The sequence below is a fragment of the Campylobacter sp. 2014D-0259 genome, from assembly GCF_008000505.1.
In the GTDB taxonomy this organism is placed as follows: Bacteria; Campylobacterota; Campylobacteria; order Campylobacterales; family Campylobacteraceae; genus Campylobacter_D; species Campylobacter_D jejuni.
On the sequence record NZ_VOAQ01000024.1, the window covers coordinates 87,557 to 107,875 of the forward strand.

The window sequence follows — 20,319 nt, forward strand, 5'->3', positions numbered from 1 at the left end:
ATCCTTAATGTTTAATCATTTGTTCTAAACTTAAAGCCCCATCTAACAAGGTTTGTTCATCATAAGCTTTGCAAATCAGTTGTGCTGATATATTAAGCTCTTCTTTATCTTTTGCAACAGGCACACTAATGCCTCCAAGTCCTGCTAAATTTACAGAGATAGTATAAACATCTTCTAAATAAGTTTGCATAGGGCTTTTTTGAGTATCAAATTTAAAAGCCGTTGTAGGCGTTACAGGCATAAAAATAAGATCACAATCTTGCAAAATTTCTTCATATTTTGCCTTAATAAAAGCTCTAGCTTTTTGTGCTTTAATATAATACGCATCATAATATCCACTGCTTAAAACAAAAGTTCCTAACAAAATTCTTCTTTTTACTTCTTCTCCAAAACCTTCGCTGCGTGTATTTACATACATTTCTTTTAAATTTTGGATATTTTCAGAACGCTTGCCATAACGCACCCCATCATAACGACTTAAATTTGCACTTGCTTCAGCTGTTGCGATGATATAATACGCTGCGATATCAAACTTAGAATCAAGCAAATTTTTATATACAATCTCATGTCCATTAGCTTTTAACATATCTATGGTTTTTAAAAGTGCGTTTTTTACTTCACTATCTGCATCATTGACATAATTTTCAATCACTGCAATTTTTAATTTTTTATTTGCATTTAAATTTGGAGCGGTTTTGATAAACTCGATATTTGCACTCGTGCTATCCATTTTATCATATCCTGCGATCGCATCATATAAAATTGCCGCATCTTCTACATTTTGCGTTAAAACCCCAATTTGATCCAAACTTGAAGAATAAGAAGCTAAGCCATAGCGACTCACTCTTCCATAACTCGGTTTAAATCCTACGCAACCACAAAAAGCTGCAGGCTGACGTACAGATCCTCCTGTATCAGAACCCAAACTTGCCAAAGCCAAGCCACCCGCTACCGCAGCAGCACTTCCACCACTTGAACCACCTGGCACACGCTCAAAATTTAAAGGATTTAAAGTTTTGCCATAATAAGAACTCGCTGTTGAACTTCCCATAGCAAATTCATCCATATTGCAACGCCCAAAAGGAGAAAAACCATTAGCTTTTAAATTAACAATCACACTTGCATCATAAGGAGCGATATAACCTTGTAAAATCTTACTCGCACTAGTAAGCTCCCAGCCCTTTACGCTGATATTATCTTTTATAGCTACAGGCACACCTTCACCTGAAACACTTAAGTCTTTATCTAAAAATTGTTCGATATAAGCACCTATTTTTTTTTCTTTTTTTGCTTTTTCATTGAGTTCTTTTTTTAAATTTTCAAGTTCTTCTTTGGAGTATTTTAAAGCTTCTTTTAAAGTTATCATTTATTTTCCTTTGTTTTTTTGATCAAAAATACTGCTAAAGCACTAAAAGCCAAAACCACCGCTATAGTTGTGATGATAATGCTATTTGGAATAGGATTTTCTAGCATTGAATCCCTTTTAAAACTTCTTCACATCTTAAACAAGGTGTTTCTTCATCTTTACTTTGAAGTTTCCAACATCTTGGGCATTTACAAAGTGAAGCTTTGGTGATTTTAAATTTCTCATTCTCTACTTCAAATTCAGCCAAAATTTCTTCATTTTCATTGCTGATTTGACTTACCATAAACCAATCGGCTAATTCCTCATTTGGGAATTTATTAAAACTGATGTTTAAATTTAATTCCAAAGTAGATTTAATGATTTTATCTTTTTTAAGTATATCAATCTGTTCAAAAAATTTCTCTCTAGCACTCATTAAAAATGTATCATCTATACCAAAATCATAATCAAAATCCTGAGTTAAACTTAGATCAAATACATCTTTTGCATCGCCTTTGATTAAAACATTAGCATGTTCTAAAGCCTCATCTACACTATAGCTTAAATTTGGAGCAAGTAAATTTAAAAGCTCTTTTGCTATCAAAGCCATAGCCACTTGAGCGGATTTTCTTCTTTGGGCATTTTCACTATCGCAATAAAGCCTATCTTTACTGATATCAAGATAAATCCCACTTAAATCCGCACTTAAAAAATTTAAAAGCAAACTAAAACCTTTAGCAAATTCATAAGCAAAAAATGCCTCTTTACTTGCTTTAAAAACTTTGGTTGCACGACTTAATATCCATTTATCAATAAAACTAAATTCTTTAACTTCTAAATCTTTTAAATCATTGGTATTAGCAAGTAAAAATCTTATAGTGTTTCTTATTTTGCGGTATTGTTCACCCACTTGTTTTAAGATATTGTCTGAAATTTTTAAATCACTTGAATAATCACTTAAAAGTATCCAAAGTCTTAAAATTTCAACTCCATAGGTTTTTGCTACATATTCAGGAGCGATCACATTGCCTTTAGATTTAGACATTTTTTGCCCTTTTTCATCGGTGGTAAAACCATGAGTTAAAATGCTTTCATAAGGTGCGCTTTCATTGATCGCTGTACCTACAAGCAAAGAGCTTTGAAACCAACCACGATGCTGATCGCTTCCTTCTAAATACATACTTGCTCTTTTTTCTCCTGCGTCATAAAGTCCGCTATTTAAAACTGCATTAAAAGTACTTCCGCTATCAAACCAAACATCTAAGATATCATATACTTTTTCTAAATTTTCAGCTTTGTATTTTGAATTTGTAGGAATTAAATCTTTGATTTCAAACTCCCACCACGCATCAGCGCCGTGTTTTTCAAAAATAGCCGCTACAAAGTCAAAAAGCTCATCATCAAAAATGACTTCTTTAGTGTTTTTATCTCTAAAAAAGGCTATAGGCGTTCCCCAGTCCCTTTGTCTTGAAATACACCAATCTGGGCGATTTTCCACCATAGAACCTATTCTTTTTACCCCACTTTGCGGATAAAAGGTTGTTTTTAAAAGTTGTTCTTTTGCACACTCTCTTAAAGTTTTTCCTTGAAGTTTTGGCTCATCCATTAAAATAAACCATTGTTTAGTAGCTCTATAAATCACAGGCTTATGCGTTCTCCAACAAAATGGATAAGAGTGTATAAATTTAGAAGAATGTAAAAGTTTTTCGCCTAAAAGTTCTAAAATTTTTTCATTGGCCTTAAAAATATGAAGACCTATAAACTCTTCAAGCAAATGAGAAGGCAAAAGCTCTTTAGCTCTTAAAGTTTCATCATAACATCCACCATCATCAACAGGCATTAAAACTTCAATACCGTATTTCAAACAAGCATAGTAATCATCTTCGCCATGTCCTGGTGCAGTATGCACAAGCCCACTTCCACCATCCATCAATACATGCTCACCCATGATTAAAACAGATTTTCTTCCATTTAAAGGATTGATAGCTTCAAGTTTTTCAAATTCTTTTGCGTTGAGTTCTTTTTGAATTTCTCCACTTGTAAGTCCTTTTTCTACCATACTTTTAAGTAAAGCACTTGCAAAAATCAAACCTTCTTTAGTGATCACATAATTTTCATTAGGATTTAAAGCTATAGCTTGATTAGCCACCAAAGTCCAAGGCGTAGTTGTCCATATCACTGCGCTTGCTTTTGAAACGCCTAATTTTTCGCAAGCTTTTACATCTAAATCAAAAGCCACAAAGATAGAATAATCTTCTTTATCTTGATACTCTACTTCAGCTTCCGCTAAAGCTGACTTTGCCGCCCAACTCCAAAAAACAGGTTTAGAACGCTCACAAAGTAAGCCTTTTTTAGCAATCTCGCATAAAGTTCTATAAATCGCTGCTTCAAACTCAAATTTCATAGTCAAATAAGGCTTATCCCAATCCGCAATAATGCCTAAATTTTTAAATTCTTCTCTTTGGATATCTACAAATTCACTCGCATGTTGTCTGCAAAACTCACGAATTTCTTTCTTGCTTAAGCTTTTTTTCTTTTCTCCAAGCTTTACTTCTACTTGTTGTTCTATAGGTAAACCATGACAATCCCACCCTGGAGTAAAACGCACACTTTCACCTTTAAAATAATGCGTTTTGATAATAGTTTCTTTTAAAATTTTATTTAAAGCATGTCCTATATGGATATGTCCGTTAGCATAAGGGGGGCCATCGTGTAAGGTAAAACTTTTTTTCGCATTTTTGCGATTTTCTTTCATTTTTTCATAAGCATAATTTTGCTCAAACCATTTTTTAAATCTTTGCGGTTCAAGTTCCGCTAAATTCGCCCGCATAGCAAAAGTAGTGCTGGGCAAAAGTAGAGTTTCTTTGTAGTCCATTTTTTCCACCTAATTTTTAATAATCTTAAATTCTACTCAAATTAGCTTTAATTTCTACTTTGTTTTTGGCTATAATTATAAGAAAAAAAGGAAAATTTATGAAACATTTGCTTTATCTTATAGGAGATGAGCTTACTATAAACGAAAAATTCAAAAATTATATTTATAGAACTTATGAAGAAAAATTTAAAGAAATCAACGAAATTCGCATACAAAATAAAACCGATAAAGATTTACCCTTTTTGCTTGAAAATCTCTTAAATCAGTATGATTTTATCACTTTATTTACAAGCCCTTTGCATTATGCGACTGTTGCTAAAATTTTAGCAACTTTAAATGATGATAATCTTATCTTAAAAGATGATACCTTGGTTCCAGATAAAGCAGAATTTAGTAAAAATAGCTTTGTGTGTAATTTTTCAAATTCAAAAATCAATGTCGTTAAAATAAATCCAAGCGAAAAATTACCCAATCTTCTTGGGCATATAAAATTAAATTTTGCATATTTTTGCATTTTTGGCATGGATGATGAAAGCGCTATATTGCTACTGCAAACCCTAACAAAATCTTATGAGATAAGTATAAAATCAACCAAGCTTTTAGATAATCTTGTGCTTATTAAGGCCGCTTGCGCTAATTTTGGAAAACTTGATGGTTTTTTAAATAGCGTAAAAAATCTTTTTGGACAAAAGGTATTTTTAGGTAAAGATCCTATACATTTTATAAGCTCTAAACTTTTAGAAAAAAAATTAAAAATTTCTTTTGCTGAAAGTTGCACAGGTGGACTTTGTGCAAGCACCTTAACCAAAATTTCAGGTGTAAGTGAAATTTTTGAAGGATCTATTATAAGTTATTCCAACCGCATCAAACACGAATGGCTTGGAATTAGCGAAAGCGTCTTAGAAAATAATGGCGAATACAGTGAACGTTGTGTTTATTTTATGCTAAAAGGTATTTTTAAAACAGCTAATCCTGATTTTGCCTTAGCTATTAGCGGAGTAGTTGGCGAAAAAGATGAGGGAAAAATAAAATCAGGCACTATTTATATAGGTGCAATGTTTAGAGATGGAACTTTTATCCAAGAAACGCTTTATTTAGATGGAGATCGTGAATTTATGCAAGAACAAGCTGTTTTGGCAACTTTTTGCCTACTTTTAAAATTAAAACCTGAGATTTTTGAAATTTAAGGGATTTAAAAATGAAAGAAATTAAGCTAAAAGAAGACTTGGAAAAAATTTATCCCTTGATAAAACAATTAAGAAATAACCTATCTTTGAAAGATTTTTTAGACAAAATCCAACTTGCTACACAAACTCAACATTATAAACTTTTTGCCTATGAAAATGAGGGAAGCTACAAAGCAGCTTGTGGAGTCATGCCCTTTAATGTACTTTATCATAATCATTGTCTTTATATTTGTGATTTTGTCGTAGATGAAGCTTTAAGAGGAAAAGGTATAGGTCAAGCTTTTTTGAAAAAAATCCAAATTTGGGCAAAAGATCAAGGATATGAAGAATTAGAACTAAGTTCAAGTTTTTTTAGAACACAAGCTCATGAATTTTATATCCAAAAAATGGGTTTTGAAAAATCCGGTTTTGTTTTTAAGAAAAATATCAAACTATAATATTTTTTGATTAAGCTTTGCATTTTATAATTAATATTATTATTTTTTGATTTTAAGGAATAAAATGAATTTTAAAGAACTAATTTCAAAACGCAGAGCTTGTAAACTTTTTAATGATAAAAAAATCAATGAAAAGGATTTGCATTTTATCTTAGAAAGTGGAGTCTTAGCCCCAAGCTCACATGGATTTGAGCCTTGGAAATTTGTAGTATTAGAACAAAAAGAACACAATCTTAAACTCTCAACTCTATGTTACAATCAACAAAATGTAGCAAGTGCGAGTCATAATATTATTTTTCTAGCAAGAAAAGATCTTCAAAGCAAAGATGAATTTGCACAAAAACAAGTGCGTCGTTTCTCAGGTTCTAGCGAAGAAAATTTTCAAAAAATTTTAAAAATTTACACCCATAAAACCAATGCAATGAATGATAATGAACTCTATCATTACGCACAACTTCAATGCTATCTTGCTATGATGCAAATGTCGCTAGCTGCAATGAGCTTAGGTATTGATTCTTGTATGATAGGTGGCTTTGAAAAAGCTAGGGTTGATAATTTTCTTCATTTAACTTATCCTTTTGAAACTGCTGTAATTTTATCCTTAGGATATAAAGCCCACGAACCAAAATATTCTACTCAACGCTTAAATTTTAATGAAGTCGTCGAATTTTACAAGGAGAAATAATGAAAAAAGAACTTGAAATTTTTAGCACAAGATATTCTTGTAGAAATTTTAAAAATGAAAAACTCAATAAAGAGGATTTAAATTCTATTTTAGAAATAGCAAGATTAAGCCCCAGTTCCTTAGGACTGGAACCTTGGAAATTTATAGTAGTGCAAGATGAGAAAAGAAAAGAAGAACTTTCTAAAATTTGCAATCAACAAAAACATGTAAAAGATTGTGCTGCATTAATTATCATCATTTCAAGACTTGATTTTTTGGATTATTTTGAAGAAAAACTTAGAAAAAGAGATATGAGTGAAACAGAAATTCAAAAACGCTTAGATACTTATATGCCTTTTTTAAAATCTCTAAATCAAGAACAAAAAATATCTTATGCAAGAGAACAAGCTCATATAGCTCTAGCTAGCATACTTTACAGTGCTAATGCTTTAAATATAGCAAGCTGCACTATAGGTGGTTTTGATAAAGAAAAGCTTGATTCTTATTTATCACTTGATATTCAAAAAGAAAGATCAAGCTTGGTGGTGGCTTTAGGATATTGCAACGATGAAAAAAATCCTCAAAAAAATCGTTTTAGTTTTGATGAAGTTGTAAAATTTATTTAAATTTTGCTTTTAAGCAAAATTTAAATAAAAATAAACTGATTCTTTTTTGTATTTTTACTAAGTCTTTGCTTAAATTTTATACAATTTTGATTATAATTTTACATTTAATTTCACAAGGCTTGTTATGAATTTACCCAATATCTTGGCGATTTTTAGAATGGTTTTAGCACCTTTATTATTTTTTTTACTAATTTATAAATTTGAAAATATTCATCAAAGTTGGATTAACTATTTTGCTGCCTTAACTTTTTCATTAGCAGCTTTAAGTGATTTTTTTGATGGATACATCGCAAGAACTTGGAAACAAACTACAAAACTGGGTGGAATCTTAGATCCATTAGCTGATAAAATGCTTGTTTTAGCAGCTTTTTTAGGACTTTTGCTTACAGGAAAAGCTAATGAATGGGTAATTTATATTATATTAGTAAGGGAATTTTTTATCACAGGTTTTAGAGTTGTGATGATTAGCGAAAATTTAAATGTCAATGCTTCTTTTGCAGGCAAACTTAAAACCGCTTTTCAAATGACTGCGATAGGATTTTTAATCATGGAGTGGATAGGCGGAGAAATTCTACTTTACATAGCTTTGATTTTAACTCTTTATTCTGGATTTGAATACATCTATACTTATATAAAAGCTCAAAAAAAAGGAGAAAAATGAGATCTTTATTGCTTTTAATTGTTATTTTGATTTTGGGAATTAAATTTTATTCTATTGAATTTTTAGCAACTGTTTTAGTCATCTCATTTTTAATTTTCTTTCACGAATTAGGACATTTTTTAGCTGCAAGATCTTTGGGTGTAAAAGTTGAAGTCTTTAGCATAGGATTTGGAAAAAGTCTTATAGAGCGTGAATTTAAAGGCACAAGCTATCGCTTAAGCGCTTTGCCACTTGGAGGATATGTTAAACTTAAAGGACAAGATGATATGCGTCCTAGTTTTGAAAATCTAGACAAAGATAGCTATAGCATTTTAAGTCCTTTAAAAAAGATTTATATTCTTTTTGCTGGACCATTTTTTAATCTGATTTTAGCTTTTTTTCTTTATATTATCATAGGAAATTTAGGTCTAAACAAACTTGCTCCGCAAATAGGAAACATAGCGCCAAACTCTGCTGCACAAGAAATAGGACTTCAAAAAAATGATACTATCTTAGAAATTAACGGTGTAAAAATTCAAAGCTTTGATGAAATTTCAAAGCATTTAAGTTTAGAGCCTTTGAAAATATTAATCAATAGAGAAGGAAAAAATTTAGAATTTATTTTAACTCCAAAAATAGGACAAGGATACAATGACTTTGGGCAAATTATTGAAAAACCTCAACTTGGAGTCAGTCCAAATGGTACAAGCACTCTTGTAAAACATCAAGGTTTAGAAAGTTTTAAATATGCCGTACAAGAAAGTTTTCAAGCTTCTACACTCATCATCAAGGGTATAATAAAACTCATAAGTGGTGAAGTTGAAGCAAAAAATTTAGGCGGTATTATCACCATGACTGAAATTACCTCAAAGGCTGCACAAAATAGCTTTACTTTGCTTTTATTTATCACTGCTTTAATTTCTATAAATTTAGGCATTTTAAATCTTTTACCTATTCCTATGCTTGATGGAGGGCACATACTTTTTAATCTTTATGAAATGATTTTTAGACGCAAGGTTCCACAGCGTGCTTTTGAATATTTAAGCTATACAGGCATGGCAATACTTTTAAGCTTAATGCTCTTTGCAACTTATAATGATATATCAAGGATTATAGGTGAATAAAAAATTTTCCTACCCTATTCCAAATTTTACTGATAGAAGAAAAAGTATCATCTTTTGGCGCTATTTGCGTTTTCAAGCAAGAAAAATTCTATATTTTCCTCAAGTAAGGCTTCTAGAAAAAACGCTTAATGAAGAAAAAAATAAACATTTAAAAGACTTTTTCTCTCAAAGACCCTATGCTTGCTACAATGCTATAAGAAGATTTTGCGATAAAAGTTTTAAAGCAAATGAACGCGTTAAAACACTTATTTATGATGTTGATAAGGGACTTACTTGTTTTAAATTTCTTCCCGAAGAACAAATGATTTTTTCTTTTGATGAAGATTTTGAGCTTTTTTAGGATATAACCATAATGTTTACGAAGAAGGTTTTTGGGCTTTTTCTTTAAAATTTAAAAAATACACTATCTCACAATGTAATTTTTGCTTTACTTTAGAAAATAATCTTCTACTTTCTTGCATACAAGGATATAAATACAAAGATTTTAATATTTTAGAAATTAATAAAATTTTAACTAAAAAATGTCATGGTTTGCGCCCTGTTGCTTTACTTATAGAATGCTCTAAGATGCTTTGTGAAATTTTAAAACTTCAAGCTACTTTAGGTATACATGAAAAAAATCAAATCCGTTCTCAAAAAGGAAAAGAAAAAGGATATTTTGTAGATTATCAAAAAATTTGGCTAGAAAATGGTGGAGAATTAATAAAAATCGATAAACACAAATACTATAAACTCCACCACTCGCAAAAAAACCTAGAAGAAATCCCTTCACAAAAACGCTCCATGTATAAAAAACGTTTTGCCATGCTTGAAGAAATCAAAGTAAATTTAGATAAGACATTGGATATTCAAGACTAATTAAGTATATTTTGATATAATTTAGTCTTGCTTTATGCAAAATCCTTGCTCATAAAAATGGGCTTTAATATCCATAAGGAGAAAAGATGAAACATTATGAGGTTTTATTTATCTTAAAACCAACACTTACCGAAGAGGAAGTGAATGCGAAGTTGGAATTCGTTAAAGAAGTCCTAACCAAAAATGGTGCAGAAATTGAAACTGTTGTTCCAATGGGCACTAGAAAATTAGCGTATAAAATCAAAAAATACGAAAGAGGAACTTATTTTGTGATTTATTTCAAAGCTCCTACAAACTTGATCGCTGAGCTTGAAAGGGTGTTAAGAATCACTGAAGAAGTAATAAGATTTTTAATCGTAAAATATGAAAACAAAAAAGAAATTGCAGCTTGGGAAAAACTAAGCCACGGGATTAAGCAATCTAAAAAAGAAATCAAACCTTTAGATGCTCCTGAAATTCAATAAGGAAAAAGATGTTTAACAAAGTTGTTTTGGTTGGAAATCTTACACGCGATATAGAAATGCGTTATGCACAAAGCGGTAGTGCTATTGGGGCTTCCGCTATAGCAGTAACAAGAAGATTTACCACAAATGGAGAAAAAAGAGAAGAAACTTGCTTTATTGATATAAGCTTTTATGGTCGCACCGCAGAAGTTGCAAACCAATACCTTACAAAAGGTTCAAAAGTACTCATAGAAGGACGTTTGAGATTTGAACAATGGAGTGATCAAAATGGACAAAATCGCTCTAAACATAGCATTCAAGTTGAAAATATGGAAATGCTTGGCAATTCCAATGCTCCACAACAAGGCGGAAATTTTGGCAATAATAGCTTTTCAAACAACAATTATAGTGGAAACTATGAAAATCAAAGCTATGATCCTTATATGAGTGAAAATCAAAATTTTAATAAAGCAAAAACAAACCCCGCTCCACAAAGAAACCAAAACCCACAACACGAAGAAAAATTAAAAGAAATTGATATCGATGCTTATGATAGCGATGATACTAATTTACCATTTTAAAGGATAAACTATGGCAGAAAAAAGAAAATACTCTCGCAAATATTGCAAATACACTGAAGCAAAAGTTGAATTTATTGATTATAAAGATACAGCAATGTTAAAACATGCTTTATCTGAAAGATTTAAAATCATGCCACGCCGTTTAACAGGCACAAGCAAAAAATACCAAGAAATGGTAGAAGTTGCAATCAAACGCGCAAGACATGTAGCTCTTATCCCTTATATAGTGGATAGAAAAGAAGTAATCAACAATCCTTTTGAAGGACTATAATCTTTTAAAAGCAAACTTGTAAAAAGTTTGCTTTCTTATACATTTATTCTCAAAATAAAATTAAACCAAAGTATATTCTAAGACATCACTAAAAGTATCAACAGCAATGATTTCCATATTGTCTCTAACCTCACTAGGAATATCTTTTAAATCCCTTTCGTAATTTTTTCTTGGGATTAAAGCTGTTTTTATATCTGCCTTATAAGCTGCAATTAATTTTTCTTTTAATCCGCCTATTGGTAAAACTTTTCCTTTTAAATCTATTTCACCTGTCATTGCAACATCTGCTTTAACCTTTTTATCACTAAAAATAGAAGCAATGGCTGTGCTTATCGTAATGCCCGCACTTGGGCCATCTTTTGGAGTAGCTCCATCTGGCACATGTATATGAATATTATAACTATCATAAACATTAACTTTAGGATCGATAATTATTTTTTTAGGTATTTTTATTTTTCCTTCATCGATTAAAACTTTTATCATGCTAAAAGCAATTCTAGCTGATTCTTTCATTACATCACCCAAACTTCCCGTGAGCGTTAATTCTCCTTTACCTTTAATTTTTACAGCCTCTACTTTTAAAACATCTCCACCTACACTTGTCCAAGCCAAACCATTAACCTGACCTACTTGATTTTCTCCATTATTTTTTTCTATTTCAAAAACTTTTTTATCTAAAAATTCATTCAAATTTTTTGTATTAATAATGACTTTTTTAATATTTTCTAAAAGTAGTTTTTTAGCACTCTTACGACACAACTCTGCCACTTTGCGACGCAAATTTCTGACTCCTGATTCACGAGTATAATCACTAATGATTAACTCTATAGTTTCATCATCAATAGATAATTCATTGGATTTTAAGCCATGTTTTTTAAGCTCATCTGGAATTAAATATTTTTTCATTATATGAAATTTTTCACTTGGAGTATAAGAGCTAAGTTCTATAAATTCCATTCTATCTCTTAAAGGTGCAGGAATATTGCTAATATCATTTGCCGTTGCTATAAAAATGACTTTACTTAAATCAATATTAAAATTTAAATAATAATCCCTAAATTTAGAATTTTGCTCTGGGTCTAAAATTTCTAAAAGCACCGCACTTGGATCGCCTCTAAAACTGCGATTTAATTTATCAATTTCATCCAATACAATTACAGGATTAATTTGTTTTGCTTCTATGAGTCCTTGGGTAATACGTCCAGGCATAGCGCCTATATAAGTTCTACGATGACCACGTAGCTCATTAACATCTTCAAGTCCGCCTAAGGCTATGCGAATAAGCTCTCTTTTTAAAGCTTTTGAAACAGAATTTGCCAGTGAAGTTTTACCCACGCCAGGAGGTCCATAAAGACAAAGTATAACTTTAGCACCATCTTTTTCTGCTATTTTTCTTTTTTCTAAAAGTTCCCTAACTGCAAAATATTCTTCTATGCGTTCTTTTGGTTTATTTAATGCATAATGATCATGGTTGAGCTGTTTTGAAACTTCTTTAATATCAAGTTTTTTCTTAGAAATTTTTTCAAAAGGAATATCTAATGCTGTTTCTATGTAAGTTTGAATCATCGATGCTTCGGAATTATCTTGATGAATGCGTTCGAATTTTTCAATTTGCTTTTTGATTTCTTTATAAGCGTCTTCGTGCATAAATTTCTTCTTTAACTCCAGACGCTTTTGATACTCTCTAACCTCATCTTCTTTTTGTGTATCAGAACCAAGCTCTTTTTGAATTTGTCTTAATTGTTCTTTTAAAAAATATTCTTTATTTACCTTATCAATACGAGAATGTACTTTATTTTTAATTTCTTTTTGAATTTTATTGGCTTCTATTTCTTGGGCAATTAAATCTATTAATTTTACTAATTTTTGCTCAAGATCTGTTAAAACAAAAAACTCATAAGCAACTTGTTTTTTAATACGCACAGTATTTAAAATCAAATCACAAATCCTAGACGCATCAAAACCTTCTTCAATTGTTCTTAAAAGATCTGGAGAAAAATAATGACTAATATTTGCCAAATTTTTTACCTTCTCTTTTAAAACTTCAAGAAGCGCTTCTTTTTTAGTTCCTTCTAAAAAGTCTTCTTTTATAAGTTCTATCTTGGCTTCTAAAGGTTTATTAGAAATTTGCTCTATAATTTTACCCTTAGCATATCCTTGAAAAAGTATTTTCACCCTTCCATCGGGTAAAGGAACTTTTCGCATGATAGTCCCAATCACTCCACAATTATAAATTTCATCAAAATTTCTTCCATTTTCCAACTTTGAAGGTGCAACAAAAAGCATACTATCATTTTTAATCGCAAGATCTAAAGCTTTCATATTGGATGAATCGTTAATAAAAATAGGAGTTATCATAAAAGGATATAAAAATAATTCATCTTCAACCAATACTGGTAAATTTGCTGGATAATTTTGTATCTCTTCAATCTGCATTTATTTTCCTTGTTTATTAAAATCTTTCAAATATACTTCTATACCAAGGAAGCTCAGGTTTGATAATACTTTGCTGATAAAATTCACTTTCTTGAAGTCTTTGTTTATAAATTTGCGCACTTTCATCATGCCCTATGCGCTGGTATAGATTTTCTATAGTACTATTAAGATAAAAAACCGCTAAATTAAATTTTGTAAGCATTGTTTGAACCAAAGGTTCATATTCTGTATAAGGATAATCTTTCAAAAAAGTATCTATTTCTTTTTGGCTTTCAAGCATTAAAGCCTGATTACGATTTGGCACTGCAAATGCATCAAATTTTGCTTTAATTTTAAGATAACGAATATAATCAGCATTGCGCGAATTTCCAAATTTTTTATTATATTCATCTAAATAAAATTCAGCTAACTTATATTCCTCTTCATCCATATGAGCTTGTGCTAAAATAATTAAAGTAGTTTCCAATAAAGGATCGGCAACGTGCTCACTTGCCATACCATTATAATGATCATCGGCTTTTTCCAAATCCTTGTCCTGTAAATCTTTAATAATTTGCTTATACCACTCACTAGCACTAAGATTGTATAAACCTTCATCATTTTTTGTACTACACGCATTAAAAAAAACACTTAAAAAAACCAATAAAAAAATACCTTTTTTCATACTTCACCTTGATTTATATTCTCAAAAATCTATATTTTAACGATTTTATAATTATGTTCTTCTAAAATTATAATAAAATTAATTAAATAATTTAAAATTTTGGAATGATTATTGCTTATTTTATGTTAAAATATTAAACATTATAACTTGAGGAGAAAACATGACCCTAGCTGTTAAATGCCCTATCTTAGGTTTTGAAGAAACCAAAAATATGGAATTTTCAACTATCGATGAAGTATTTGTAAGACTTAAAAGTCTTAATGGTAAAGACTTTTCTTTTGTTTTAATTAATCCTTATTTGATTAGACCTGATTATGAATTTGATATACCAACTTATTATCAAGAGCTTCTTTCTTTAACACCTGAATCTAATATGAAAATTTTTAATATAGTAGCCATAGCAAAAAGCATTGAAGAATCGACAGTGAATTTTCTAGCTCCAGTAGTCATTAATCTTGATAATAATACTATGGTACAAGTGATACTAGATACAGTTAATTATCCGGACTTTTTTCAAGCTGATCAAATTGCTAATTATATTAAAAAATAATGCTCTATATACTTGCAAATGGAGCTATGGCAACAGCCTTAGCCTATGGATTAAAAGATGATTATGAAATTTGTATAGTAGGAAGAAGTATAGAAAAACTTCAAGCCCTCACCAAAGAAGGCTTTAAAACCTTACTTTACAAAGATTTTAACATAGAAGGTAAAGATGTTATTTTGGCTTTCAAACCTTATGCTTTAGAAAATATTGCCCAAATGCTAAAAGGACAAGCACGCATCTTAATCTCTGTTTTAGCTAATGTTGATTTTGAAAAACTACAAACCATCAAAGCTCAAAATTATGTTAGAATAATGCCTAATACAGCAGCTAAATATAAGGCTTCAACTACACCATATATACTTAAAAACTCTCATTTTGAAAATGAAATTTTAGACATTTTAAAAACTTTTGGCTCGGCTTATAAATTAGATAATGAAATACAAATGAATGCAGCTATGGCGATTAGCGGCTGCGCTCCTGCTTTTTTAGCACTTATAGCAGAAAGTATTGCTAATGCTGGAGTTTATGAAGGTTTGTCAAAAGAACTTAGTCTCAATCTTACGCGCTCTTTATTTAAAAGCTCTAGTGCTTTACTAGAACATGAACATCCAGCTATCATCAAAGAAAATATTTGCTCCCCTGGCGGAGTTACAATAAAAGGCATAAAAATACTCGAACAAAAAGGAATTCGCGGAAGTTTTTTTGAAGCCATAAATGCTAGCAGCGCTAAATGAAAAAGGCTTTCATACTTATAGAAAGTATTAGTGCTATAACGATCATATCTTTAATTTTCATTGGCATTTTTTATCACTATACTCAACTTTACAAAAACTATGAAAATTTAAATATTTTTGAAAGACTCTATAAACTTCAAGAAGAATTATATGAAAAGCCCATTTTTAAAACCATCATACTTCAAACTTCAGCCTTAAAACCTATAGTTTTACAAGAACAGTTTATTAATGATGGTATATTTCAATTTCAAAAATTATACTTTCAAGATCAAAATTATAGTGTTTATTTTAAAGAATGAGCAAAGCTTTTACACTTTTTGAACTTATAATATCACTAATACTTTTTACTTTTATAACTAGCTTACTTTCAAAATCTTTAATGGATTTTTATCATTTAAATTTCACTGCTTTGCATACAAATAATCTTATCACTCAAGCACATTTAAACTTGCTTAAAATAGAAAAATTAATACAAAATTGTATTAATATTACATTTTCACAAAATACATTAAAATGTCTTTTAAAAGATGAGTTAATTAGCCTAAAAGATAATAAACTTTATCTTATTAATTCTGCTCTTATTTTAGAAAATAATCATACACTTTATTCACCTCATTCTGATTTTAAAACACAACTCCAAAATAGAAAAGATTTATATAATGACAATGAGCATATTAGCTATGCTTATAAAATTAATAAGATTGAAAAAATATCCATCTTAGAAAATGGTATATCTACAAATTTTACAGGTAGTTTTATTCCTTTGCAAGCTCAATTAGTTATCAAATTGCAAAATGAAGAACTTATATATGAAATGAAGCCAAAATTTAATGAACAATTAAACCAACAAGGATTAATTTCTAAAAACATAAGCTCATTTAACCTGCAAAACAATAAATTAAAAATTTGCCTAAAAAGACAAACAAAATATTGCCTTGAAAAAAGAATTTTACTATGAAAAAAGCTTATGTTTTAATTTGGACAATTTTTTTAATACTACTAATAAGTCTATGGATGAGCTTGACCTTAAACATATCTAGCTACACTCCAAAAATAATCCAAGATAGTTATTACTACCTTCAAGCTCAAATTTTAAGTCACAATGCAACACAATTTTCTAAATATTTTTTATATCAAGCAAAGCAAGAAAATAAAGAATGTTTAGATAATATATATTTTAATTACGCAAAAGCTTTGATTAAAATAAAATACTTTTATCCTATTGCACAATGTGTTAATTTTAAATTTTCCAACTTCAATCCCGATGCAAATTTAAACAAAGATGGTGTTATTATAGTCCACATTAGCATTGCTTTAAATCGTGATAAAAATGTCAATGATGAAATTTTACTCACAAAAAGCATTATCATTTATCCCAAAGAAAATTTTTGGAATTTAAAAAATTAAACCAAAGTCTTAGCAAGCTTAACACACTCTAAAAGACTTTGATTTTCGCATATATAAAGATTTTTAAAATTTAAAAGCTTCTTTGCTGTGCTTTGTCCTATAACTACAACCTTATCTTCTTCTTTTAAGCTATAAAATTTTAAAAAATTTTCTACACTTAAAGGAGAGGTAAATATAAAAATAGCAGGATGAGTAAGTTTTTTGTTACCTTTTTTAAAAACATTTTCATAAACAATCACTTCATCTAAATCCATACCTGCATTTTTAAGATCCAAATTTAAAGTTGAAACAATATTTTTAGCCCTTAAATACAAACATTTTTGCGTTTTTAACTCCTCTTTAAATTCAAGAAAAAGATCTTTTCCGTAAGCCTTTGATGGAATTTTAATCTTTTTAAAACCTAAATTTTTAGCGTATTGAGCTGTACTTTGTCCTACAGCGTATAAATTGAGTTTGAAATTTAAAGTGATTTTTGCATGTTGTAAAGCTTTTAAAGCATTTTTTGAAGTACAGATTAAAGCATCATACAAACTCAAATCTATACTAAAATCATAAAAAACAATCTCATTTAAAATAAGATTTTCCACCCCTTTAAAAGGAGTTTCATTTAAGAGGTAAATTTTCATAGATTTTACACTTTAGCTCTTTAGCTGCCAAAAAAGCATCTTTAGCATCCATGATCGCCCTAACCACAGCTACACCACTTAAATTTATACCCTTTAACTCATCAAGCACTGCTTTATCAACCCCTCCTATGGCTACAACCCCTATAGGACTTTTATCACAAATTTGACTTAAAAGCTCAAGGCTTAAAAGCGAACTTTCTTTAGTAGGTGTTACCTTAATGGCTCCACAACCTAAATAATTTGCTCCTTGTATGAACTCAAGTTGTTCTAGCTTTTTAAGGCTTAAGCCTATGATTTTTTCATCTCCTAAAAGCTTTCTAGCTAGTTTTACTTCTAAATCTTCCTGTCCTAAATGCACCCCATCAGCATCTAAGGCTAAAGCTATGTCCACTCTATCGTTAATCAAAAAAGGTATTTTATAAGCCTTGCAAAGTTTTTGCACCTTTAAGCCTAGTTTATAAAATTCTCTTGCATTAAGCTCTTTTTCACGAAGTTGTATGATACTTACTCCGCCTTTTATAGCATTTTCTAAAGTATTTAAAAAACACTCCTCGCTTTTATTTCCCTGAGAAGCAACTAAATAAAGACTAAGATCTAATTTATTTTTCATCTAAAAACTTGAAAAAATGATTTGTAGGACCACAACCTTTTCCAAGATTGAGTGAATAATAAATCGCATTTCTTACATATTCTTTAGCTTCACTAACAGCATGAAACAAATCCTTGCCTTTAGCTAAATTACTAGCAATAGCCGAAGAAAGCGTACAACCTGTACCGTGAGTATTTTTAGTTTCTATGCGTTCGCCTTTTAAAATATAAATTTCTTTTCCATTATAAAGCACATCATTGGCATTTGTTTCACTATGTCCGCCTTTAAGCAAAACTGCCTTAGCCCCCAAGCTGCATAAATGCTTAGCTGCTTTTATCATCTGCTCTTCATTAGCGATCTTAAAACCACATAAAAACTCTGCTTCAGGAATATTAGGCGTAAGAATGTCTGCAAATTTTACTATGGTTTGTTTGAAAAAATCACAATTTTCTTGCGGCATTAAAGCATAGCCATTTTTAGCAAACATTACAGGATCGATCACTACATTTTGAGGTTTAAACTCGCTTAAATTTTTAGCTACACAGCTCATTAATTCACAAGAACCTATCATTCCGATTTTAGTTGCCTTTGGCACTATATCTTCAAACACAGCAAGCATTTGTTCATCTACGCTTTGAGTAGGTATATCGTGTACAGAAATCACCCTTGAGGTATTTTCAGCTACTACACTTAAAACCACACTCATGCCAAAAAGATTGTGCGCACTAAAGGTTTTAAGATCGGCTTGTATCCCTGCTCCACCACTACAATCACTCCCTGCTATAGTTAAAACAGGTATAAGTTCGCTTCCTTTTGCTTTCATAAATCTTCCTTTAAAATTTTGATCCATTCTTCACCCTTAGGGCTTAATTTTTGTCCTTTAAAACTCTGTTTTGCAAAAGCTACAATCAAAGCATGAAAAATTTGATAAAGTTCGTAAAGTTCGCATTTTCTCCCTAAAATTTTACACAAATTTTCTTGCTCACCCTCTATACCACTTTGAAAAAATTCTCTTAATTCTTCATAATTTTCAAACTCATAGCCTAAGTGAAAAGCCAAACGCAAACTATAACTATCTACAACCAAAATCTCTCTTTTGCAAAGATAATTTAATATCCCATCAACACTTTCAAAACCCAAACCTTTGATATTTAAAAGCCATTCTCTGCTTACATTTGTTTTAAAATTTTCTAAATTTTCATAAGTGTTTATGATACTTTCTACTAAGCCTTTTAAACGCTTGGCTTTGGTATTATAAAATCCGCTAGGCTTAATTAAAGTTGCAAGTTCTAAATTGGATAAAGTATTGATTTGTTCTAAACTTGTAATATTTTCTTTTTTTAAATTTTCTAAAGCTTTTAAGACATTTTTCCAATTTGTATTTTGAGTTAAAATCACAGAAATTAAAAGCTCAAATTCACTCAATCCTTGATTTTCAAGCCAATCAAAATCATAATAATTTAAATCCAAATTTAAAAGCTTGGTAAAAATTTGCACTCCAGTCATTTAAAATTCTCCTTAAAAGCCAAATAAAATTGCTTTGCAGTACGACCACTTCTGCTTGCTCTTAGAGTAGCAAATTCTTTAGCTTTAGCGTGTAAAAGCTCTTTATCACAAGAATAATCTTTAAAATAAAAATCTATCATCTTTAAATACTCTTCTAAATTTCCCTGATAAAAACTTAACCACAAACCAAATCTATCACTCAAACTTAATCTTTCTTCAGCAGCATCGCTTAAATGAAGTTCTGTATGTGCAATTTGCGTATCAAGATTATCAGCAATGCTTTCACTTAATAAATGCCTACGATTTGAACTCGCATAAATAATTACATTATTTGGGGCTTTTTCTATGCTTCCCTCGAGTAAAGGTTTTAAAAATTTATAACTATCATCTCCTTTCTCAAAAGAAAAATCATCACAAAAAAGTATAAATTTAAAATTTTCTAATCTGATTTCATCGATGATATCTACTAAGGCAAATAAATCTTCTTTATTTAATTCGACAAGTCTTAAGCCCTGATCTTTAAATTCGTTAAATATAGCTTTAATTAAACTTGATTTTCCAGTGCCCTTAGATCCCCATAAAAGTGCGTGATTTGCTCCCTTATCTTGAATGAAATTTAAAGTATTTTCATAAAGTGCTTTTTTTTGACTTTCCATACCTACTAAATCTTTTAAAGTGATAGGATCGATTTCAAAAATAGGCTTTAAATAGTCTTTTCTTGCTCTATAAATTGCTGCATAAGTTTTATTCCAATCCATT

24 protein-coding genes and 1 pseudogene are annotated in these 20,319 nt (G+C 30.2%); 15 read left to right on the forward strand and 10 right to left on the reverse strand.

What is annotated here, in order from left to right; translation table 11 throughout:
• Window positions 1–4: 4 nt before the first annotated feature.
• From gatA to ileS, 3 genes are read right to left on the reverse strand one after another with little or no spacing between them, the layout of a single operon-like run.
• Entirely contained in the window at window positions 5–1,366 is a 1,362-nt protein-coding gene (gene gatA / locus SR63_RS05050) for an Asp-tRNA(Asn)/Glu-tRNA(Gln) amidotransferase subunit GatA (protein ID WP_002861786.1), read from the reverse strand.
• Window positions 1,363–1,473: a membrane protein gene (locus SR63_RS05055; RefSeq protein WP_002869114.1), complete on the reverse strand. Its 111-nt coding sequence runs from the start codon at window positions 1,471–1,473 to the stop codon at window positions 1,363–1,365. The genes gatA and SR63_RS05055 overlap by 4 nt, the downstream gene beginning before the upstream one ends.
• Window positions 1,467–4,220 carry an isoleucine--tRNA ligase gene (gene ileS / locus SR63_RS05060; protein ID WP_002866092.1) on the reverse strand — a complete coding sequence of 918 codons (2,754 nt, stop codon included), beginning with the start codon at window positions 4,218–4,220 and terminating at the stop codon, window positions 1,467–1,469. Before ileS ends, SR63_RS05055 begins: the two co-directional genes overlap by 7 nt.
• Before the next feature lie 98 nt (window positions 4,221–4,318).
• Between ileS and SR63_RS05065 the strand changes: the two genes are divergently transcribed.
• The 10 genes and pseudogenes from SR63_RS05065 to rpsR all read left to right on the forward strand — a co-directional run bounded on the left by SR63_RS05065 (window position 4,319) and on the right by rpsR (window position 11,051).
• Window positions 4,319–5,407: a CinA family protein gene (locus tag SR63_RS05065; protein ID WP_147498391.1), complete on the forward strand. Its 1,089-nt coding sequence runs from the start codon at window positions 4,319–4,321 to the stop codon at window positions 5,405–5,407.
• Between the two features lie 11 nt (window positions 5,408–5,418).
• A complete protein-coding gene (locus tag SR63_RS05070) occupies window positions 5,419–5,844 on the forward strand; it encodes a GNAT family N-acetyltransferase (RefSeq protein WP_002777060.1) in 426 nt (141 codons plus the stop codon).
• A gap of 64 nt (window positions 5,845–5,908) precedes the next feature.
• Window positions 5,909–6,529, forward strand: coding sequence for an NAD(P)H-dependent oxidoreductase (locus SR63_RS05075; protein ID WP_014517039.1), 621 nt, complete (start codon window positions 5,909–5,911; stop codon window positions 6,527–6,529).
• Window positions 6,529–7,134: an NAD(P)H-dependent oxidoreductase gene (locus SR63_RS05080; RefSeq protein ID WP_002877740.1), complete on the forward strand. Its 606-nt coding sequence runs from the start codon at window positions 6,529–6,531 to the stop codon at window positions 7,132–7,134. The genes SR63_RS05075 and SR63_RS05080 overlap by 1 nt, the downstream gene beginning before the upstream one ends.
• A gap of 124 nt (window positions 7,135–7,258) precedes the next feature.
• Entirely contained in the window at window positions 7,259–7,795 is a 537-nt protein-coding gene (gene pgsA / locus SR63_RS05085; RefSeq protein ID WP_002877743.1) for a CDP-diacylglycerol--glycerol-3-phosphate 3-phosphatidyltransferase, read from the forward strand.
• Entirely contained in the window at window positions 7,792–8,898 is a 1,107-nt protein-coding gene (gene rseP, locus SR63_RS05090; RefSeq protein WP_002877745.1) for an RIP metalloprotease RseP, read from the forward strand. The genes pgsA and rseP overlap by 4 nt, the downstream gene beginning before the upstream one ends.
• A pseudogene (locus SR63_RS05095) lies at window positions 8,891–9,756 on the forward strand (VirK family antimicrobial peptide resistance protein). The gene rseP and the pseudogene SR63_RS05095 overlap by 8 nt, the downstream one beginning before the upstream one ends.
• 86 nt (window positions 9,757–9,842) lie before the next feature.
• A complete protein-coding gene (rpsF, locus tag SR63_RS05100; RefSeq protein ID WP_002812868.1) occupies window positions 9,843–10,220 on the forward strand; it encodes a 30S ribosomal protein S6 in 378 nt (125 codons plus the stop codon).
• Between the two features lie 8 nt (window positions 10,221–10,228).
• The gene (locus SR63_RS05105) at window positions 10,229–10,780 is read left to right on the forward strand and encodes a single-stranded DNA-binding protein (protein ID WP_002877747.1); all 552 of its coding nucleotides are present in this window, start codon (window positions 10,229–10,231) and stop codon (window positions 10,778–10,780) included.
• Between the two features lie 10 nt (window positions 10,781–10,790).
• On the forward strand, window positions 10,791–11,051 hold the full coding sequence (gene rpsR, locus SR63_RS05110; RefSeq protein WP_002853032.1) for a 30S ribosomal protein S18: 261 nt from the start codon (window positions 10,791–10,793) through the stop codon (window positions 11,049–11,051).
• A 60-nt stretch (window positions 11,052–11,111) separates the two neighbouring features.
• Here rpsR and lon read toward each other — a convergent pair whose 3' ends face one another.
• Window positions 11,112–13,487, reverse strand: coding sequence for an endopeptidase La (gene lon / locus SR63_RS05115; protein WP_002868636.1), 2,376 nt, complete (start codon window positions 13,485–13,487; stop codon window positions 11,112–11,114).
• 16 nt (window positions 13,488–13,503) lie between these two features.
• Window positions 13,504–14,151 carry an outer membrane protein assembly factor BamD gene (gene bamD / locus SR63_RS05120; RefSeq protein WP_002877748.1) on the reverse strand — a complete coding sequence of 216 codons (648 nt, stop codon included), beginning with the start codon at window positions 14,149–14,151 and terminating at the stop codon, window positions 13,504–13,506.
• Between the two features lie 160 nt (window positions 14,152–14,311).
• Between bamD and fliW the strand changes: the two genes are divergently transcribed.
• From fliW to SR63_RS05145, 5 genes are read left to right on the forward strand one after another with little or no spacing between them, the layout of a single operon-like run.
• The gene (gene fliW / locus SR63_RS05125) at window positions 14,312–14,701 is read left to right on the forward strand and encodes a flagellar assembly protein FliW (protein ID WP_002877749.1); all 390 of its coding nucleotides are present in this window, start codon (window positions 14,312–14,314) and stop codon (window positions 14,699–14,701) included.
• The gene (locus tag SR63_RS05130; protein WP_002855729.1) at window positions 14,701–15,432 is read left to right on the forward strand and encodes a pyrroline-5-carboxylate reductase; all 732 of its coding nucleotides are present in this window, start codon (window positions 14,701–14,703) and stop codon (window positions 15,430–15,432) included. The genes fliW and SR63_RS05130 overlap by 1 nt, the downstream gene beginning before the upstream one ends.
• A complete protein-coding gene (locus SR63_RS05135) occupies window positions 15,429–15,731 on the forward strand; it encodes a hypothetical protein (RefSeq protein WP_002877750.1) in 303 nt (100 codons plus the stop codon). The genes SR63_RS05130 and SR63_RS05135 overlap by 4 nt, the downstream gene beginning before the upstream one ends.
• Window positions 15,728–16,390: a hypothetical protein gene (locus SR63_RS05140; RefSeq protein ID WP_002877751.1), complete on the forward strand. Its 663-nt coding sequence runs from the start codon at window positions 15,728–15,730 to the stop codon at window positions 16,388–16,390. The genes SR63_RS05135 and SR63_RS05140 overlap by 4 nt, the downstream gene beginning before the upstream one ends.
• Window positions 16,387–16,839 (forward strand): hypothetical protein, encoded by a 453-nt coding sequence (locus SR63_RS05145; protein ID WP_002877757.1) that lies wholly within the window; start codon window positions 16,387–16,389, stop codon window positions 16,837–16,839. The genes SR63_RS05140 and SR63_RS05145 overlap by 4 nt, the downstream gene beginning before the upstream one ends.
• On the opposite strand, the gene SR63_RS05150 is transcribed toward SR63_RS05145, so the two are convergent.
• The 5 genes from SR63_RS05150 to SR63_RS05170 are packed head-to-tail and all read right to left on the reverse strand — an operon-like array spanning window position 16,836 to window position 20,318.
• The gene (locus tag SR63_RS05150; RefSeq protein ID WP_002877758.1) at window positions 16,836–17,465 is read right to left on the reverse strand and encodes a uroporphyrinogen-III synthase; all 630 of its coding nucleotides are present in this window, start codon (window positions 17,463–17,465) and stop codon (window positions 16,836–16,838) included. The genes SR63_RS05145 and SR63_RS05150 overlap by 4 nt on opposite strands.
• Window positions 17,443–18,075 carry a thiamine phosphate synthase gene (gene thiE, locus SR63_RS05155; RefSeq protein ID WP_002877759.1) on the reverse strand — a complete coding sequence of 211 codons (633 nt, stop codon included), beginning with the start codon at window positions 18,073–18,075 and terminating at the stop codon, window positions 17,443–17,445. The genes SR63_RS05150 and thiE overlap by 23 nt, the downstream gene beginning before the upstream one ends.
• Window positions 18,065–18,877 carry a bifunctional hydroxymethylpyrimidine kinase/phosphomethylpyrimidine kinase gene (gene thiD, locus SR63_RS05160; protein WP_002877760.1) on the reverse strand — a complete coding sequence of 271 codons (813 nt, stop codon included), beginning with the start codon at window positions 18,875–18,877 and terminating at the stop codon, window positions 18,065–18,067. Before thiD ends, thiE begins: the two co-directional genes overlap by 11 nt.
• Window positions 18,874–19,560, reverse strand: a complete 687-nt coding sequence (locus SR63_RS05165; RefSeq protein WP_002866108.1) for an endonuclease III domain-containing protein — start codon at window positions 19,558–19,560, stop codon at window positions 18,874–18,876. Before SR63_RS05165 ends, thiD begins: the two co-directional genes overlap by 4 nt.
• Window positions 19,557–20,318, reverse strand: coding sequence for an ATP-binding protein (locus SR63_RS05170; RefSeq protein WP_002856328.1), 762 nt, complete (start codon window positions 20,316–20,318; stop codon window positions 19,557–19,559). The genes SR63_RS05165 and SR63_RS05170 overlap by 4 nt, the downstream gene beginning before the upstream one ends.
• Between the last annotated feature and the right edge of the window lies 1 nt (window position 20,319).

Bases quoted from the DNA above. Each gene is read 5' to 3' on its own strand.
- gatA (WP_002861786.1), bottom strand. From the start codon at position 1,366: ATGATAACTTTAAAAGAAGCTTTAAAATACTCCAAAGAAGAACTTGAA.
- SR63_RS05055 (WP_002869114.1), bottom strand. From the start codon at position 1,473: ATGCTAGAAAATCCTATTCCAAATAGCATTATCATCACAACTATAGCG.
- ileS (WP_002866092.1), bottom strand. From the start codon at position 4,220: ATGGACTACAAAGAAACTCTACTTTTGCCCAGCACTACTTTTGCTATG.
- SR63_RS05065 (WP_147498391.1), top strand. From the start codon at position 4,319: ATGAAACATTTGCTTTATCTTATAGGAGATGAGCTTACTATAAACGAA.
- SR63_RS05070 (WP_002777060.1), top strand. From the start codon at position 5,419: ATGAAAGAAATTAAGCTAAAAGAAGACTTGGAAAAAATTTATCCCTTG.
- SR63_RS05075 (WP_014517039.1), top strand. From the start codon at position 5,909: ATGAATTTTAAAGAACTAATTTCAAAACGCAGAGCTTGTAAACTTTTT.
- SR63_RS05080 (WP_002877740.1), top strand. From the start codon at position 6,529: ATGAAAAAAGAACTTGAAATTTTTAGCACAAGATATTCTTGTAGAAAT.
- pgsA (WP_002877743.1), top strand. From the start codon at position 7,259: ATGAATTTACCCAATATCTTGGCGATTTTTAGAATGGTTTTAGCACCT.
- rseP (WP_002877745.1), top strand. From the start codon at position 7,792: ATGAGATCTTTATTGCTTTTAATTGTTATTTTGATTTTGGGAATTAAA.
- rpsF (WP_002812868.1), top strand. From the start codon at position 9,843: ATGAAACATTATGAGGTTTTATTTATCTTAAAACCAACACTTACCGAA.
- SR63_RS05105 (WP_002877747.1), top strand. From the start codon at position 10,229: ATGTTTAACAAAGTTGTTTTGGTTGGAAATCTTACACGCGATATAGAA.
- rpsR (WP_002853032.1), top strand. From the start codon at position 10,791: ATGGCAGAAAAAAGAAAATACTCTCGCAAATATTGCAAATACACTGAA.
- lon (WP_002868636.1), bottom strand. From the start codon at position 13,487: ATGCAGATTGAAGAGATACAAAATTATCCAGCAAATTTACCAGTATTG.
- bamD (WP_002877748.1), bottom strand. From the start codon at position 14,151: ATGAAAAAAGGTATTTTTTTATTGGTTTTTTTAAGTGTTTTTTTTAAT.
- fliW (WP_002877749.1), top strand. From the start codon at position 14,312: ATGACCCTAGCTGTTAAATGCCCTATCTTAGGTTTTGAAGAAACCAAA.
- SR63_RS05130 (WP_002855729.1), top strand. From the start codon at position 14,701: ATGCTCTATATACTTGCAAATGGAGCTATGGCAACAGCCTTAGCCTAT.
- SR63_RS05135 (WP_002877750.1), top strand. From the start codon at position 15,429: ATGAAAAAGGCTTTCATACTTATAGAAAGTATTAGTGCTATAACGATC.
- SR63_RS05140 (WP_002877751.1), top strand. From the start codon at position 15,728: ATGAGCAAAGCTTTTACACTTTTTGAACTTATAATATCACTAATACTT.
- SR63_RS05145 (WP_002877757.1), top strand. From the start codon at position 16,387: ATGAAAAAAGCTTATGTTTTAATTTGGACAATTTTTTTAATACTACTA.
- SR63_RS05150 (WP_002877758.1), bottom strand. From the start codon at position 17,465: ATGAAAATTTACCTCTTAAATGAAACTCCTTTTAAAGGGGTGGAAAAT.
- thiE (WP_002877759.1), bottom strand. From the start codon at position 18,075: ATGAAAAATAAATTAGATCTTAGTCTTTATTTAGTTGCTTCTCAGGGA.
- thiD (WP_002877760.1), bottom strand. From the start codon at position 18,877: ATGAAAGCAAAAGGAAGCGAACTTATACCTGTTTTAACTATAGCAGGG.
- SR63_RS05165 (WP_002866108.1), bottom strand. From the start codon at position 19,560: ATGACTGGAGTGCAAATTTTTACCAAGCTTTTAAATTTGGATTTAAAT.
- SR63_RS05170 (WP_002856328.1), bottom strand. From the start codon at position 20,318: ATGGATTGGAATAAAACTTATGCAGCAATTTATAGAGCAAGAAAAGAC.